Source organism: Odoribacter sp. AF15-53 (genome assembly GCF_003479425.1).
Lineage (GTDB): Bacteria > Bacteroidota > Bacteroidia > Bacteroidales > Marinifilaceae > Butyricimonas.
In genome coordinates, this window is sequence record NZ_QUHC01000001.1 from 1,074,182 (window position 1) to 1,090,561 (window position 16,380).

Annotated in this window: 11 protein-coding genes; 2 read left to right on the forward strand and 9 right to left on the reverse strand. The window is 41.2% G+C overall.

Annotation, left to right across the window (positions count from 1 at the left end; all coding sequences use genetic code 11):
- Positions 1–135: 135 nt before the first annotated feature.
- Entirely contained in the window at positions 136–816 is a 681-nt protein-coding gene (gene lipB, locus DWW52_RS04345) for a lipoyl(octanoyl) transferase LipB (protein WP_118714211.1), read from the reverse strand.
- 11 nt (positions 817–827) lie between these two features.
- The gene (gene lipA / locus DWW52_RS04350; RefSeq protein WP_118714212.1) at positions 828–1,682 is read right to left on the reverse strand and encodes a lipoyl synthase; all 855 of its coding nucleotides are present in this window, start codon (positions 1,680–1,682) and stop codon (positions 828–830) included.
- Between the two features lie 340 nt (positions 1,683–2,022).
- Here lipA and DWW52_RS04355 point away from each other — a divergent pair, with 340 nt between their 5' ends.
- A complete protein-coding gene (locus DWW52_RS04355; protein WP_118714213.1) occupies positions 2,023–2,466 on the forward strand; it encodes a peptidylprolyl isomerase in 444 nt (147 codons plus the stop codon).
- Between the two features lie 90 nt (positions 2,467–2,556).
- Here DWW52_RS04355 and DWW52_RS04360 read toward each other — a convergent pair whose 3' ends face one another.
- Positions 2,557–3,465 carry a bifunctional enoyl-CoA hydratase/phosphate acetyltransferase gene (locus DWW52_RS04360; RefSeq protein WP_118714214.1) on the reverse strand — a complete coding sequence of 303 codons (909 nt, stop codon included), beginning with the start codon at positions 3,463–3,465 and terminating at the stop codon, positions 2,557–2,559.
- A 239-nt stretch (positions 3,466–3,704) separates the two neighbouring features.
- On the opposite strand from DWW52_RS04360, the gene DWW52_RS04365 reads away from it, so the two are divergent.
- Positions 3,705–4,817 (forward strand): MFS transporter, encoded by a 1,113-nt coding sequence (locus DWW52_RS04365; RefSeq protein ID WP_118714318.1) that lies wholly within the window; start codon positions 3,705–3,707, stop codon positions 4,815–4,817.
- Between the two features lie 405 nt (positions 4,818–5,222).
- Here the strand turns inward: DWW52_RS04365 and DWW52_RS04370 are convergent, their stop codons facing one another.
- The 6 genes from DWW52_RS04370 to DWW52_RS04395 all read right to left on the reverse strand — a co-directional run bounded on the left by DWW52_RS04370 (position 5,223) and on the right by DWW52_RS04395 (position 16,311).
- Complete coding sequence (locus DWW52_RS04370) at positions 5,223–7,514, reverse strand: GH92 family glycosyl hydrolase (RefSeq protein ID WP_118714215.1); 2,292 nt, start codon at positions 7,512–7,514, stop codon at positions 5,223–5,225.
- A gap of 197 nt (positions 7,515–7,711) precedes the next feature.
- Entirely contained in the window at positions 7,712–9,061 is a 1,350-nt protein-coding gene (locus DWW52_RS04375; protein ID WP_158582476.1) for a TlpA disulfide reductase family protein, read from the reverse strand.
- Between the two features lie 12 nt (positions 9,062–9,073).
- Entirely contained in the window at positions 9,074–10,615 is a 1,542-nt protein-coding gene (locus DWW52_RS04380) for a PKD-like family lipoprotein (protein ID WP_118714217.1), read from the reverse strand.
- Positions 10,616–10,642: 27 nt separating this feature from the next.
- Positions 10,643–11,515 carry a DUF4843 domain-containing protein gene (locus DWW52_RS04385; RefSeq protein WP_118714218.1) on the reverse strand — a complete coding sequence of 291 codons (873 nt, stop codon included), beginning with the start codon at positions 11,513–11,515 and terminating at the stop codon, positions 10,643–10,645.
- Between the two features lie 6 nt (positions 11,516–11,521).
- On the reverse strand, positions 11,522–13,000 hold the full coding sequence (locus DWW52_RS04390; protein ID WP_118714219.1) for a RagB/SusD family nutrient uptake outer membrane protein: 1,479 nt from the start codon (positions 12,998–13,000) through the stop codon (positions 11,522–11,524).
- Between the two features lie 11 nt (positions 13,001–13,011).
- A complete protein-coding gene (locus DWW52_RS04395; protein ID WP_233556690.1) occupies positions 13,012–16,311 on the reverse strand; it encodes a SusC/RagA family TonB-linked outer membrane protein in 3,300 nt (1,099 codons plus the stop codon).
- Positions 16,312–16,380 lie beyond the last annotated feature (69 nt).

Consider the following 16,380-nt stretch of genomic DNA (forward strand, 5'->3'; position numbering starts at 1 on the left):
CATTTTTCTTCCGGATAATGACAAATGATTTCCTAGCCGTACCCTTAGAATTAATGGCTACGAATTAAAAAATTCATTTAGATTTTACAAATGATATCAAGCTCTTTTTGATAACACGAGCACGACCGTAATATCCTAGATCTCGGTAAACTCCATGCCAAACAGCTCTTCAAAATACTGTCTGACAACCATTTTCACCTCAATCATCGAAACCTCATGCCCAACCTCCTTGGCAATAGAAGTCACCCCCTTATCAACAAAACCACAGGGATTGATATAATTGAAATAATCCAAATTCGTGTTCACGTTCAACGCAAAACCATGCATTGTCACGTAACGAGAACATTTAATACCGATCGCACATATTTTACGAGCCTTAGGCGTATGAGCATCTATCCAGACTCCCGTTGCTCCTTCCAGCCGTTCTCCCTTGATCCCGTACTCTCCCACGGTTCGAATGACAACTTCTTCCAACCGATCCACGTAATCTTTCACTCCCACGCCAAAATTCGCCATATCCACGATCGGGTACACGACCAGCTGTCCGGGGCCATGATAAGTAATATCCCCTCCCCGGTTTACTTTCACGAATTCAGCATGTGCAGCCTGTAATTGAATAGCGTTAATCAACATATTCGCCTCGCTACCACTTTTTCCAAGCGTGTAGACGTGGTTATGTTCCACGAAAAGCAAGTAATTTCCCGTATCTTCCCCCCTCAATTTAGCAGCAATGACCTCTTGGTGCAATTCCTCTTGCTGTTTCCACACAGGCATGTAACTTGCCACTCCTAAATCAATCAACCGCGTCTTTTTCATACCTGTAACTTTTATCTTACATGCTTTTCCGCGTGATAGCTTGATCGCACTAACGGACCACTTTCCACGTACCGGAAACCTTTCTCCAATCCGATACGCTCGTATTCCCGGAATGTTTCCGGGGTCACATATTCTTTCACTTCCAAGTTCGCTGCAGAAGGTTGCAAGTATTGACCTATAGTCATTACTTTACATCCCACAGCCAACAAATCATCCATCGTTTGAAGAATCTGCTCACGGGTTTCCCCCAGTCCAAGCATGATACCGGATTTAGAAACAATTCCTGACTCTGAAATTTGCCGGATAACCTGCAACGAAACATCATATTTAGCTCGGCTCCGCACGCCATCCGATAACTCCCGCACGGTTTCCAAATTATGGGAAATCACTTCCGGACGAGCATCTATCACTTGTTGCACCAATTCCGGCCTTCCCTGGAAATCAGGAATCAACACTTCCATCGTCGTTGCCGGGTTCTCCCGCTTCACGGCCTGTATAACCTTCACCCAATGCCCGGCACCTAAGTCAGCCAGATCATCCCGATCAACCGAGGTAATCACGGCATGCTTCAATCCCAGCAATTTTACAGAGTTAGCAATATTTTCCGGTTCTGCCGGGTCCAATGGAGCCGGATGTCCCGTCATCACGTTACAAAACTTGCAGGAACGGGTACACACATCCCCGCCAATCATAAAAGTGGCCGTTCTGTTTCCCCAGCATTCTCCCTGATTCGGACACATTCCGCTAGTACAAATTGTATGCAAATTATGTTTCCTCACTATATTTAATACCTCCGTGGAACTTTGTCCCTTGGGCAACTTAATCTTTAACCATTCCGGTTTCCGTCTGCTATTACAACACGTCATACTCTCATTTTTTAATAGAACGCAAAGATAAATAATAAAACAATTGAAAATGAAAAATTGAAAGTTGAAAATAAGAAAAGCTATACAATTAGGTAATCCTATTGATTCTGTGATTGTCGATTGAATGATTTAGTGATTATTAAAAGCGTTGACCTGTGCAGTTGAAATCACCTAATCGGAAATCATAAATCACTAAATTAGCTGGGGATTCGTGGATTGGAATTTAACCTGTAACTCGCCAAAGGCGATTCTTTATAAAATGCGTTAAATAAACTTGGAGGACTTGCATCCATTCAGATTATACTTTACATTTGTTTCCAGTAATTCTAAACCAATTGTAATGTATAGAGCAGAAATACACACAGAGAAAGGTGTTATGAAGGTTCTTTTCTTTGAAAAAGATGCGCCAAACACGGTTGCCAATTTTGTAAAATTAGCCAAGGAAGGCTTTTATGACGGCCTAACGTTCCATCGGGTTATTCCGGATTTCGTGATCCAAGGCGGTTGCCCCAGAGGTGATGGAACTGGCGGCCCGGGATACACCATCAAATGTGAGTTAAACGGAGACAATCAATACCATGACCGGGGAGTTTTATCAATGGCTCATGCCGGACGGGATACCGGGGGATCTCAATTCTTCATTTGTCATAATCGCCGGAATACGGCACACTTGGACAGAAGACACACGTGCTTCGGACAGGTATACGAGGGACTTGAAGTTATTGATGCCATTCGTCAAGGTGACGAGATTATCAAAATCGTAATCACCGAAGAAAATGAATAAGCCTGTGTTCTTAGTTGTTTAAATAATTCAGAAATAGCCGAAGCGTTGATATCAACAACTTCGGCTATTTCGTTTATAATTCGTTTTCTCTTATTTTGCAAAAAGAGCCGCCAACGCGATAGAATTCAATTTTGCATCCACACTATCTCCCCTGGAAGACAAGACGCTAGGAGCGGTAGCTCCAACCAAAATAGCCCCCTGACGAGCATTTGCCAATTTCGTGTTTGTCTTGTAGAACACGTTACCAGACTCGATATTCGGAAATACCAGACAGTCGGCATCACCCGCAACCGGAGAGTTAATTTTCTTAATCTCGGCAGCTTCTTTATCAATAGCAACATCCAAAGCCAAAGGACCTTCGATATCAATATTACCCAACTGCCCTCTCTCACCCATCTTGGCAATGATAGCAGCATCCGTAGTGGATTCCACTTTCGGTAATACCTGCTCGGTTGCAGAAATCATAGCCACTTTCGGACGTTTAACACCTAAAGCGTTAGCAATCTGGGCTACATATTTCACGATAGCCAGCTTTTGGCTAAAATCCGGAGCCGGGATAATTGCAGCGTCACCAAACACTAATAATTTATGATAGTTCGGGCACTCCATAACAACAACGTGAGATAACGTTGCTTTCGGGGGCAACAAACCACAATCCTTATTCAAGATAGCACGCATGTATTTATCGGTACTAACCAATCCCTTCATGATAAAATCAGCCTCTTTCTCGCGAACCATTTGAACGGCCCGAGCGGCAGCCTTCGTGTCAACCGGCTCATGTACAATCTTAAAACGGGAAATATCAAAACCATGCTCGGTACACACTTTCTTGATTTCGTTCTCGTCACCGCACAAAGTAGCCTCAATAAGACCCATTTCCACGGCTTTATTCACAGCTTCGATAGAATGGCTGTCATTAGCGTAAGCCACAACCAAACGCTTTTTTTGGGTGTTCCCCTTCAACAATTCATAAATGTCATCAATTTTCTGTATTGCCATGACAAACTTATTTTTACTTATTAGTGATTTATGTTTTTAATTTGGAAGCAAAAATAACTCTTTTTGATGAAATCAGAAACAAAAAACCGCTTTTTGATTTTAGATTCTAATCCTTTCATTTATTCTCAATTTTAAATTACTTTTGTCTATTGAATCGTTAAAATAGAAAGTACGTGTCGTTCAAGAAAAATATAATCGCCCTCTACCTGATCAAAGTATCCAAATGGTTCACGCTGGTAATGCCAATCATCGTGTTATTCTACAAGGAATGCGGCTTGGAGTTGGCGGATATATTCATTTTAAAGAGCGTTTACTCCATTGCCATGGTATCACTGGAAATACCGACAGGCTACCTGGCCGATGTCTGGGGACGGAGGAATTGTTTGATTGCGGGATGCATATTTTGTTTCTTCGGCTTCACGAACTATTCGCTCTCCGACACGTTCACGGCATTTTTTCTCTCGGAAATCCTGCTGGGATTCGGGCAAAGTCTGGTATCCGGAGCCGATTCCGCCCTACTCTACGATACCATGTTACATTACAAAAAAGAAGATGAATATCTAAAATACGAGGGAAGAGTCACCATGGTCGGGAATTTCTCGGAAGCTTTTGCCGGGATATTCAGCGGTCTACTGGCCGTTTACTCCCTCCGGCTCCCGTTCTACGTGCAAAGCGGGATTGCGTTCATCGGAATCCCCGCCGCAATCGCCCTAACCGAACATGCCGCTAAAACCAGAATTAAGAACTCTTTTGCCAATATCGTGAAAATCATTCAATACTCACTTTTCACGAATAAAGAGTTATGTTACAATATCATGTTCTCCGGGGTTATCGGGGCAGCCACGCTCACCATGGCTTGGTTTGTCCAACCCTTGTTGATCGAGCTGGATACCCCGACCTCTTGGTTCGGAATCATCTGGACAATCCTCAACCTCACCGTGGGAATCTCGGCCCTTTACTCCGACAAACTAGATCAACGTTTGGGAAGTATGAAAATGTACACGTTAATCCTGTTTTTCATCGTGGGAGGGTATATCGCCGTGGCATTCAATATCTCCTACACGGGTCTGGTATTTCTGTTCTTTTTCTATATCGTGCGAGGATTTGCCACTCCTATATTAAAAGGATATATTAACCAAATTACCTTCTCCGAAATGCGGGCAACCGTGTTATCAATCCGCAATTTTATTATCCGGCTCATGTTTGCCGCCATGGCCCCGCTCGTGGGTTGGTTGCACGACTTGTACTCTCTTTCTATCGCCCTTCAAGCCACTGCCGCCATCGTCTTCGTTCCCGGATTACTATTCTTAATCCTCCAATGGCGCTATAAACCAAAAGAATCTTCTTTATAAAATAATAATCCTCTAAAGTTTGTTTTATCTATTTAAACACATACATTGGATTATCCCTGTATAAACAATAACGAGCCCGATATTTTCAAACCACAGTAGAAGATATCTTTGAACTCAACGACAATAAACCAGCCTGAACGATCCCCTGAACTTCATTATTCGATTCGAGGAACGACACTATAACTCAAAAAAAATCCCCAAAAAACAAAGGTGCCCGGAACAAGCCGGACACCCTCTTTTTATGATAATGCAAAAAATGACTTATAAAAACATCCTAACCACACAAAGGAATAAATGAAGCCAAATACAGATAACATGCCATCGGTCGAAAAGAAACAGGCATTTACAACACAATATCCCGATAACACATACCTTCTTCAGCAAGATGAAACAGTCATTCTCTCATTACCTGATTCTTTTCTCTGAAATTGAAGGTGGAACAGCATGATCTGACACCCCCCGCTTGTAATTAGGACGCCCACTCATCACGAAATGCAAATCCATTCCTTCTTTAAGATCATCATAAGTGATGTATGACTTATCGTACTTCTTACCATTCAAATAAACCTCCTTCACGTATACATTTTTCTTCGACCAGTTCTTGGTTGTCACTCGAATATGCTTGCCATTACTCATTTCCATATCCACGGCAGCCAATCCCGGTGAACCCAAGTTGTAAATATTACTTGACGGAGCTGTGGGGTAAAAACCCATCGTGTTGAATATATACCAGGCTGACATCTGCCCGCAATCGTCATTCCCACTCAATGCATCCGGTGTATTCCCGTAAAAAGTATCCATGATATAGCGTAACTTTTCCTGACATTTCCACGGTTGTTTCAGGTAATTGTAAAAATACAATATCTGATGACAAGGTTCATTACCATGCCAATATGCCCCAATACGCCCTTGAATATCATGGGCCCCCGGAATATCATCGGCCATCTTGGTCACGAACATAGAATCCAACCTCTCCAACAACAAACGTTCACCCGCTTCATTGATATATCCCTGAATATCATGAGGTACATACCAGGAATATTGTAAAGTAAAACCTTCTGTAATATCCCCCCAACCATGCACGGAACCCGGTCCCTGATACGCGATCGGAGAGAAAGGTGTACGCCAGTTCCCCTGACTATCCCGCCCACGCATATACTTGGTTTCCGGGTCTATCAAATTCTTATATGACAACGCACGTTTCATAAAGAAGCGATAATCTTCCGTTTTCCCCAACTTCTCGGCTACCTGGGCGATACAATAATCATCATAAGCATATTCCAAGCTCTTGGATACCGATTCTTTCTCCTTATCAAAAGGAACCCATCCCAATTTCGTGTATTCCGGCAGACAATCATAGTGCGGGTTTGTGGCAGTCGTTTTCATGGCCTCGTAAGCCCGCTCGTAATCAAATCCTTTCACATCTTTCATGATGGCGTCGGCAATCACGGACACGGCATGATAACCGATCATACACCACGTCTCGTTCCCGTAAAAAGACCAAATAGGCAACATGTGTTCCACACTTTTATCATAGTGTACTAGCATGGAATTGATAATATCCGCATTTATCTCCCGTTGCACCAAATTAAACAAGGGATGTAAAGCCCTGTACGTATCCCACAAAGAGAATACCGTATAATTCGTGAAACCTACCGCCTGTCCGATATTCTTATCCAACTCCCGGAAACGCCCGTCGGCATCTTGGAAAATAAAGGGATGCAAGAAAGCATGATAAACAGAAGTATAAAAAGTCTCTTTTTGTTGTTGTGTTCCTTCTATCACGAACTTTGACAACTGTTCTTCCCACAACTTCTCCCCTTCCGCCTTCAAAGAAGCAAAATCCTTTCCTTCCAGTTCCTGCATATTGTTCGCGGCCCCCTCCGTGCTAACAGCAGAAATAGCTACTTTCACGGTAATCATTTCGCCTTCCCGGGTCGGAAAACGCATCCAAAAACGTAAATCCTTTCCCCAAGCCTCCAAATGACTACGGAAACGTTTCGTGTTATAGATCACCGGTACCGTATCCTGCATGATACCAAAATCCTCGAATGGCCGGGAAAATACTGCCGTGAAATACACGTGACGTTCCGGTCCCCAACCCTTCACCAGCTTATACCCGGTCAACGTGGAATCATTTTCTACCCGGAGATTACTCCACGGACAACTTTGCCAAAGCGTGTGATTCAAATCCAGCAAGACAAAAGAGCTATCGGAGGCCGGATAAGTGAATCGTAAAATACCACTCCGTATACCAGAGGTCATTTCGGCCTTCACCCCGTAATCCAACAAATCTACCCCGTAATAATTCGGGGAAGCCCATTCCCGATCATGACTATAACGGGAACGATAACCGGAATCCGGTTTCTCGTGTGTTCCGGGAGTAAAATGAATCTTACCCGTACCCGGCATAAAAAGAAAATCTCCCAAATCCGGAATTCCCGTACCGCTCAAATGCGTTAAACTAAAACCAAGTAAGGTTGCGTGATCATACTTATACCCTGCCGCAGCATCATAATAATCAAAATCCGTGTCAGGACTGATCTGAATTCCACCGAAAGGAATCTGTGAACCGGGATAAATATTTCCGTACCCGGAAGTACCAACCAACGGCCGCACGTACGAGATTAACGGCTGTTCCTGAGCATACACAAATTTACATGCCAGTAAAGCTAAAACAATAATGATATGTCTCATCAATTCAATATTTATAATAACAATTTATTCTTCCGATGTCCTTGGACTATTTTCCTCCCTCAATCACATCTTGATGAAATGCATCCAACATTTCAAGTTTAACAACATCACTATCACATGCCATTATCGGTATATATAAAAATCAAACGTCCGGGTTTACACTAATTTGATATAAATCCAGACGTTTTTTGAATCTATTATTTTACACTATTCAATATTGTTTCAATCTCTTCTTTTTCAGAAGGACGAGTCGCAAAAGCCGTAATAATTTTAAAATCCCTGTCGATCAAAATAAAACGAGGAATAGAAGCCAGATCCCAAGACTCCTGCAAAGCATAAGGATCAGCCAAATATTCCTTAATACGAGGAGGAATCCCTCCCTTTTCTAATTTCTCTTTCCAACGTTTCACCTCCAAATCAATAGATATTCCAACAAATTGAATCCCGGGATATTTTTCACTTAATTCCTGAAAACGAGGCATCTGAGCCAAACAAGGTAAACACCAAGTAGCCCATATATCCACGAACAACGGTTTTCCCTTCAGATCACTTAATTTCAATTCATTCCCGTCAATATCTTTCAAAAGGATATCCGGAGCCAAACGACCTTCCATCAAAATCGCTCTTCTTTGTAACTTAGCTGAAAACGCTTGTTTTAAATCTTTGTTTTGGATTTTCTGCGTGAAATCTTTATACAATTTATAGTCTGCCTTCTTCAGTCCACTGTCCAATAAACTCGCATTCTCCTGTACTTTCATCAATTCCAAAAATGTCACCGATTGTGGAAACTCAAATACATTGGAAGAATAGCATTCACCCAACACATCCCGAACTTCCGCAAGTTCCAGATAATCATCAGAAGTTGTCAATTCTTTCAACAACGGTTCAACAAAGAGTTTAATCGTCTGGTAGAAAACATTTTTCTTTTCCTGTTTCACCTCCGCCGTGTCATCCCATCTACTCAATTGTCCGTACGAAAAATAATCCAAATAAATTTGCACTTGACAAGCTTTAACTCGAATAGCTTCCAATTCGCGGAACCGATCATCTACTTTCGTCAACCGATTCAATTCTTGCAACCGAACCCCGATCAGAGAATCTATCTTTATCCGACACTCATCAAAAGTCGGTATTCTGCTATTTGAATCCAAGGCCCATTTCATAGGATCAAACATCTTCCAGCCACTTAATCGTTCACGTCCTTTTAAGTAAACATTTGCCTCTTCCCCTACTCCTTGAAATTGTCCACGAGCTACAGAATGCCCCAACTTCACTTTCAAATCATCCCCAGGCGACAAATACAACAAATTATGACCGATCAAGTAATAAGTCGGTCGTTTCAATTTCAACTCCAACTGAAACAAACCGTTAGAATCAACCTCGATCAACATTTTACGGTCATGTATATTTACAGCAATTCCACAATTTTTTATTTCTACTTTTTTTATTTTGAAATCCTTCAACGAGCCGGATATCTTAACGATACCCGCACTCGCAGAAAAGAATGTAGTAAATACAAATACTAACAATACTATTATCTTCTTCATTTCCATATTTTTTTAATTAGCAGCTCTCCAACTCATTTTTTTAATCTTTGTCAAACCTGTCCAACAAGAATTTGGCACAGGAGTTACCTCCACCTTATCCGGATTCATGTCTTGAATATATTTACGTAACGTACCTCCATTCGTATTATTATAAGTCGCCACGTAAACCGGATTAGCAGAAGGTTCTATCTGGGTATCACACTTCAACATCGTTATTTGATCTTCTCCGAAATCCTCCAATAAATAACATTTTTCGTTCCCCTTATTATAATCATAAGCATACAATCGCGAACCGACCGCATAAAATACTACTGTACGACGAGAAGAGAAAGCGTAAAAATCCGCTTTATCAAAATCTATCGCCAGAGAAGAGCTAATCGTGTAAGCATCTCGTTTCGCCACACTGGATGAGACATAAAACTTATAAATATAAAATTCTCCGGAGCCATCTTTAAGAAGAGCGAAAGAATTACCATTCGTCGATCCCCCATCCGTGTTAAACGTGTTTTCTCCATACACCATCGTACGTCCCGTTTTGCGCTGGTCCCAATCAAAAGGATCACCTTCCACATCATTCATTGTTTTTGAGAACGAATCAAATGAAGACGCCACTCGCATAAAGCGTTCATTCGTTTCATCATACCATACAATTCCATTATAGCTGTTCAAACTGTACAATAAATAAGGTTTAGCTTTTAACCAAACATTAGGATTTGACTCTTCTCTATTTACAGGATCCATATAATAATCTCCCCCCAACATAAAGGACGATCCGACAAATATATACCCATTGTTACAAACAACAGCCCGATCATAAGTACTGGCAACATTTCCCAAATTATCTTTTATACGTGGAATAATATCCACCGGCACAAAGTCCGAATCGTAAGATTGAGATAAATACAATAATTTAGAGAATACATCCGTCTCATTTCCCTTAAACGTTTTACGATCCATGGAATAAGCCTGGGATTTTGTCAACACCCACAATTTGATATTCTTATCATTATTATTGTAACCAGTGTGAATTACATCCACAGGATCTCTCAAAACAGGTAAACCGCTATCTGCCAATAAATCCCTACATAATACAGTATCAGTGCTCATTGCCAACATTTGTACATCCGCTTCGCCTTCCCGGTTTTCTCCGATCAACAGGATACCCCTTGAATAAGGAGCCCCGACATTAAGTGAGGCTGTTGCGACTGCCACAAGATCAGTCTGGCGGTCAATTACTCTAAAATACAACGTATAACTACGAGGATCCAGTTTTACCGGGTAATCCAACGTGCGTGTTGTCCCCAATAAAACAGTACTATTATAAGCCACGTTAGCCCTCCATTCGTACTGGAACCGTGTCGTATCCTCTGGATCTGCCATCGTCATAGTAACTTTAGGATCAATCTTTAAAGTCGTTACTCCCATCGTCACATTATAACTACCATTTATCCCCTCGATAGTAGTTTCATTTACATCATGATAATCGTAAGAACCCTTGTCATCATAACAGGCTGCAAAAAATATTCCTAACAATACATATAATACTTTCTTCATAATCTTCTCAATTAATAGAGTAACACATCAATCATAATAACCTTCATCCGGAATCCAAGGTACCCCGATTTTAGATGCCCAAGGACAACCGCTAAAATACATCAGACGTCCATCATCTTCCAACACCGGATCTTTAGCATTATACCGATCAATTAAAAGCTGAGACATCGTTTTTGCAATCAAACTCTGTAACACCGTCGGCATTGTTGTCGTACTCATAAAATCATTATATGTCAAATCAAAACGCTCGCAAATCATCTCTAGCTTCTTACGGCTGAAAGCCCCCCAATACCCCGATTCTGCACCATCATTATAAGGAGAACTATCCGTTCCGATCCATACCGTTGGCCTGACCATCATATCACTAAACCGGATTTCATGCAAGGATGCATCAAAATGTTCACGAACATCTCCACTCGTAAAACCTTTCACTGCATCCCATTCCGGAAAAGCAAGTTTGAAATACTGATTTTCTACCAATTTCAACCCTAAAACCTTTTCTCCATGCTGGAGAGATTCGGTACGTATTAACCTGACGGGAACCATCGCCATATATTCCCCGGCCCCAATCATAATATCGTTCTCCAGCGGCAGATAATCCACATTCACCACGGCTGTAGTGCTATCCGGATTTACTTCTACCCGAAAAGTTCGATCATAATCCTTCACAGAACCGGTAACCATCACTTTTATATCAACCGTGGCCGTATCCGCATTTCCCAATTGCATGAATTGCACCTCTGTGAAGGGCTGATAAGGCCAAGTGCGTTCATTTCCCCACGAGCTTCCCCATTGCACCGCAAAATACACTCCCTCCAATCCTTCATAATCCATCAAATCTTTTTCACACCCCGATAAAAAGATCGGTAACATCAATATATAATAGAATATCTTTTTCATAATTCACTATTTAGAAGTATCCGTATTCGTTCTTTGACTGGTTTCACTATCCGGTAGCGGAACAACATATTTATTCAACTCAACATTCATCGTTCCGCTTGCCTGCGTTCCATCAGGAATATTCACAATCTCTTTCCGTTTATAGAAAAAGAACATTTGCCCCTCACCCAACATCTCCTTTCGATATTCCGAAGCAATATAATTTTTTAATCCATCGACTGTCGGATAAACACTGAAACAATTCCGGGCATTACGAAGGGTATTCAAATAACCGACAGCTTCATCCAAATCATCACAACATTCCGCGGCGATCAAATACACCTCGCTCAATCGGATCAACGGTACCATGTAACGATAAGTTCTCGTACCGGAATTATCCTCGAAATCTTCATATTTTCGGTGATATAAAACCGAATTCCCGTTATTATTATAAGTCGCCCAAATTTTGTAGCGATAATCATTCTTATCATCATACAACTCTTCAACCCGTCCGCTATTCAAAGTTCCGGCAAAAGTCAAGATTTTTGCCGTCTCAAGAGTAGGGGCAAACAGCGTCTCATGAATTGTCCCACGGGAAGAATTATAACAACCAAATAATACCTCAGTTGAAAACACTCGGTCAGGAGTAGAACTACTTGTTGCGGCCGCATTCGTTACAAATGGAAACAATTCCGTACCCGAATCCCGAACGGCCTTCAATATTTCTATCGCCGTAGCGTATGCCAAAGTCCTATCACCTCCCCACAAATAAACTCTGGCTAACAAAGCTTTCACCGCATAATAATTCATTCTGAATTGACGTAAATTCACATCCGTATCGTCATACACGTTTTTATTCTCAACTAAATAAGGATCAGACATCTTCAACAAATCTAAAGCATCCTTCAAATCTTTTATCACCAACTCCAACGCTTCCGTCCCGGGTAACAGGGATGACATCTGTTGTTTAGACGTTGTCTGATAAGGGATACTCTCTTTGCTCAACTCGGAAGGAATCGGCCCAAAAAGCCGCAACATATCAAAATGCAGCATGCCACGCAACGCCAAAGCTTCCCCCTTGATCATGCTGAAATAAGGCTCGGGTAAATTATCATTCTTCTCTCCGCATTTTTCAATAATCGTGTTACAATTAGCTATCACCAAATAGCACTTCTTCCACATATTATCAAACAACGTCTTTTCATTCGTTCCAGTAAAAATTAACTTTATATACTGATGAAAAGCGTGCGTTGATGATGAAAAATTCGTGTAATACTGTCCCATGGCATCCAAAGCCCCAGCCGTCAAATCCAACCCGTACAATTGGGTTGTATTCAATTCTATATAAACACCATTCAATGCTTTCACAAAACCTTCACGATCCTTAAAAAGCATGTCCTCTGATAGCCTATCTGAAGGTGTAACATTAATCCAAGATTCACAGGAACACAAGGACATCAGGATAATTAGCAATCCATTACTTATTATATATCTCAGTTTTTTCATCTCAAATCATTTTAAAATCTCAAACCTAAAGACATCGAAACCGAACGAGCAAACGGGTAATCAATTCCCCTTTCATTTTTCACGGTAGACACTCTAAAAATATCATTCATGTAGACCCTCACGTTAAATGAAGAAGCACCGATAGTTCGCAGCCATTTCCCTTGAGATTCATACCCCATCGAAATAGACTCTCCCGAGAAGACATTATTGTCAGCAACGAAACGAGAAGACATCGGAGTCTCGTCGGTTGTTGAAATAGCTTTAAATTTTGCGTTATCGCCAGGCTGTTTCCAACGATCATACAAAGCCCGCTTATCTTGATTATAATAAGCATCATCCACGGAAATATTCTCCACCTTCTCGTACAATGTAGAAAGGAATATCTGTCCTCCCACCCGGTAACGGAAATTAGCCGAAATAGAAAAACCTTTATAATAAAACGAGGTCCCGATAACACCTTCAAAATCCGGATCACTATTCCCGACAACAACCTCGTCATCATAACTATGCGTGAAAGTTTGAGTTCCATCTTTACGAATAAAGATTTCACGACCCGTGATTGCATCAATACCTGCCGAACGAACTGCCCATAAATCAGAAGGACTACCACCGTCATAATACCTCAGCATATTTTTCGATTTATTATCCGCGTTAAACTTATCCAGATACCGACTAACATTCCGGTACTCGGAAGCCAAATGACGTAATGTCGCATTCACGGACCAAAGCACATTTTCACGTTTTATCATTGCATAATTCAACATAACCGTGTACCCCTTCGTCAATTGTTCTCCAACATTTGTGGGCGAGGAAGTCGTTCCTGTCGACGAAGGCATCCCGACATATACTAGCAACGGGTCTGTTTTCTTCGAAAAATAATCGAAATTCACTCGCAAACGATTATCCAATAAATACAAATCAAAACCGATATTACGATCCAACGTTTTTTGCCATTCCAAATCCTCGTTTCCAAACGTCTTGATCAACGTGCTCACCCCCCACGGGTTTGTATGATGACTATTATACTCGTAAATCTTCATAGCGATATAGGCATCAAAATTCTGATTACCGGGATTCCCGATAGAAGCTCTCAATTTCAACTGATCTATCCATTCTACACCTTCAAAGAATGCTTCATTATGTACATTCCATCCCAACCCCACTGACCAAGTATTAGTGAACAACTTATTGACTCCGAAAACTGAAGCCCCGTCTGCACGCCAACTGGCATCGAACAAATAACGATTCCGATAAGAATAACCTAAATTCACATAATAACTAGCTGTTCTACGTTTCACTTCTTGGAATACTTTGTTATCCTTATTATAATCTTGAGCAAAGATTGGATTTGAAAACTCATCATCAATAAAACCACGCATCGTGTAACCGCTTACATCTGAAGAAGACTGGGTAAAACGCATCCCGGCAACAGCATTCACCATGTGGCGCTCAGCCAACAATTTACCGTAAGTAACACTCAAATCACCATCATACCCGAAAATATATTTGTTGGATTCCGTGTATTCTCCCTTTTTATCCGTCTCGACACCCACGTACGCTGCATTAAAAGGAGAAGAAAATTTCTGGGCCAACTCACTCGATTTATTTAACCCGATCTTTCCTCTTACCTGCAACTCTTCAACCGGCCGCCAGTTCATTTCGAAATTATTCGTAAAACCAAAAGTTTTGGTATGATCAAAATTATTATTACATAAATCATAATAAGGCCCATATACATTCTCCGTTTTCATTGAAAATGTCGAAAGATCCAAATAAGAATAAGATTCCAGAATTTTTACCGGATCTCCATTCTCATCCGTCTTACGGAAATAAGGATTCACTCGGGCAAATTTGGAAAAAGGTACACTTTCCCTTTTGGCTATAGTATAATCAACATTAAACGAATTAGTAAAAGATAACTGCCCTTTACGATACATCAACCGAACATTTCCATTTACTACATCCCGATCAGATCCTTTCATTACCCCCTGAGTCTTACCGTAACTCACACCTATACCGTAACGAAAACTCTCATCACCACCTTCAAGAAATACATTATGCTTATGAGTTGTTGCAAACCGTAAAGGTTCATTCAACCAATAGGTATCTACTCCCCTCCGCACTTCGGCTAAACGATTGTTATATTTAACTTCTTGCGCAACAGCCCCCAGATATCCGTCGGGTCCCATACTCTGGTAAATCGCCCCACAAAGTAACTCGTATTCCAATTTTTCTTCGGCATTCATCAAATTATAATCCGACAAATCGGCAAAAGTAAAATTTAAGTTTCCTGTATAATTCAACCTCAACTGCCCGGCTTCCGGAGCTTTCGTTTCTACAACAACAACACCATTGGCTGCTTTTGCCCCGTAAATTGCGGTGGCTGCCGCATCCTTCAATATGGTGATACTTGCCACTCTATCCACACTCAAATCACTAATTGTTGCCAATGTCGATTCAAAACCGTCCAGAATGAACAATGGTTGATTGGGATCTGTATTATATTCTTCAGTCAAACCAATAACACTAGTCTTACCACGAATCTCAATATTCGGCAAATGATTCGGGTCAGAACCAAATTCATTATTTTCCATGATCGCAAAAGCGGGATCCAAAGTCTTCAAACTTTGTAAAATATTAGAATTACCAACCATCTTCAACTCTTTCGTCGTGAATGTTGTTGAAGAACCCGTGAAACTCTCTTTTTTACGAGTAAATATACCGGTAACAACCACTTCATCAACCTGTTTCACATCTTCCCGCAGCACAACATTAATCGTGTCCTTCCCCTGATACTTTATTTCTTGAGATTCCATCCCGATAAACGAATATATCAGTAAAAAATCTTCTTTCATCTGAGGTAATCTCAATGCATACATTCCGTCTTGATCTGTCACAGCACCTAATGTTGTTCCTTTAACAACCACGGTTACGCCCGGAATGGGTTGTTTCTGCGTATCCGTCACTTTCCCAACAATCTTAATTTCTTTCGTCTTTTGCTGCAAAGCCTCTGTTCGTTTAACTAGCATAACCAAATCTTTGTCGAAAACGGTTGTCAAGGAAGTTCCTGCCAACACGTCCGTCAACACGTCACATACCTTTTTATTCTTCACGCTGACATCAACCGAAGAAACCGTATTCATCTGTTCCGCATTATACAAAAAACGTAACCCCGTTTGCTTGTGAATCGCATCAAACAACTCGTACAAGCTTACCTTCGTCAACTTTAGCGTTACAACCTGTTCCTGCCCCAAGCTTCTAGCCGACACAGAAAACACGAAAAACATGACAAAAATGCAACACAATCTCATAATTTTCCAGATTTTTTCATGCGCTCTTATTCGAAAGAGACACAACATTCTCTTTTTTTTCATAAATTT

What these genes read in the sequence shown, in the direction of transcription:
- DWW52_RS04370 (WP_118714215.1), bottom strand. Translation starts at nt 7,514, where the DNA reads ATGAGACATATCATTATTGTTTTAGCTTTACTGGCATGTAAATTTGTG.
- DWW52_RS04365 (WP_118714318.1), top strand. Translation starts at nt 3,705, where the DNA reads ATGCCAATCATCGTGTTATTCTACAAGGAATGCGGCTTGGAGTTGGCG.
- DWW52_RS04395 (WP_233556690.1), bottom strand. Translation starts at nt 16,311, where the DNA reads ATGAGATTGTGTTGCATTTTTGTCATGTTTTTCGTGTTTTCTGTGTCG.
- DWW52_RS04380 (WP_118714217.1), bottom strand. Translation starts at nt 10,615, where the DNA reads ATGAAGAAAGTATTATATGTATTGTTAGGAATATTTTTTGCAGCCTGT.
- DWW52_RS04360 (WP_118714214.1), bottom strand. Translation starts at nt 3,465, where the DNA reads ATGGCAATACAGAAAATTGATGACATTTATGAATTGTTGAAGGGGAAC.
- DWW52_RS04355 (WP_118714213.1), top strand. Translation starts at nt 2,023, where the DNA reads ATGTATAGAGCAGAAATACACACAGAGAAAGGTGTTATGAAGGTTCTT.
- lipA (WP_118714212.1), bottom strand. Translation starts at nt 1,682, where the DNA reads ATGACGTGTTGTAATAGCAGACGGAAACCGGAATGGTTAAAGATTAAG.
- DWW52_RS04385 (WP_118714218.1), bottom strand. Translation starts at nt 11,515, where the DNA reads ATGAAAAAGATATTCTATTATATATTGATGTTACCGATCTTTTTATCG.
- DWW52_RS04375 (WP_158582476.1), bottom strand. Translation starts at nt 9,061, where the DNA reads ATGAAGAAGATAATAGTATTGTTAGTATTTGTATTTACTACATTCTTT.
- DWW52_RS04390 (WP_118714219.1), bottom strand. Translation starts at nt 13,000, where the DNA reads ATGAAAAAACTGAGATATATAATAAGTAATGGATTGCTAATTATCCTG.
- lipB (WP_118714211.1), bottom strand. Translation starts at nt 816, where the DNA reads ATGAAAAAGACGCGGTTGATTGATTTAGGAGTGGCAAGTTACATGCCT.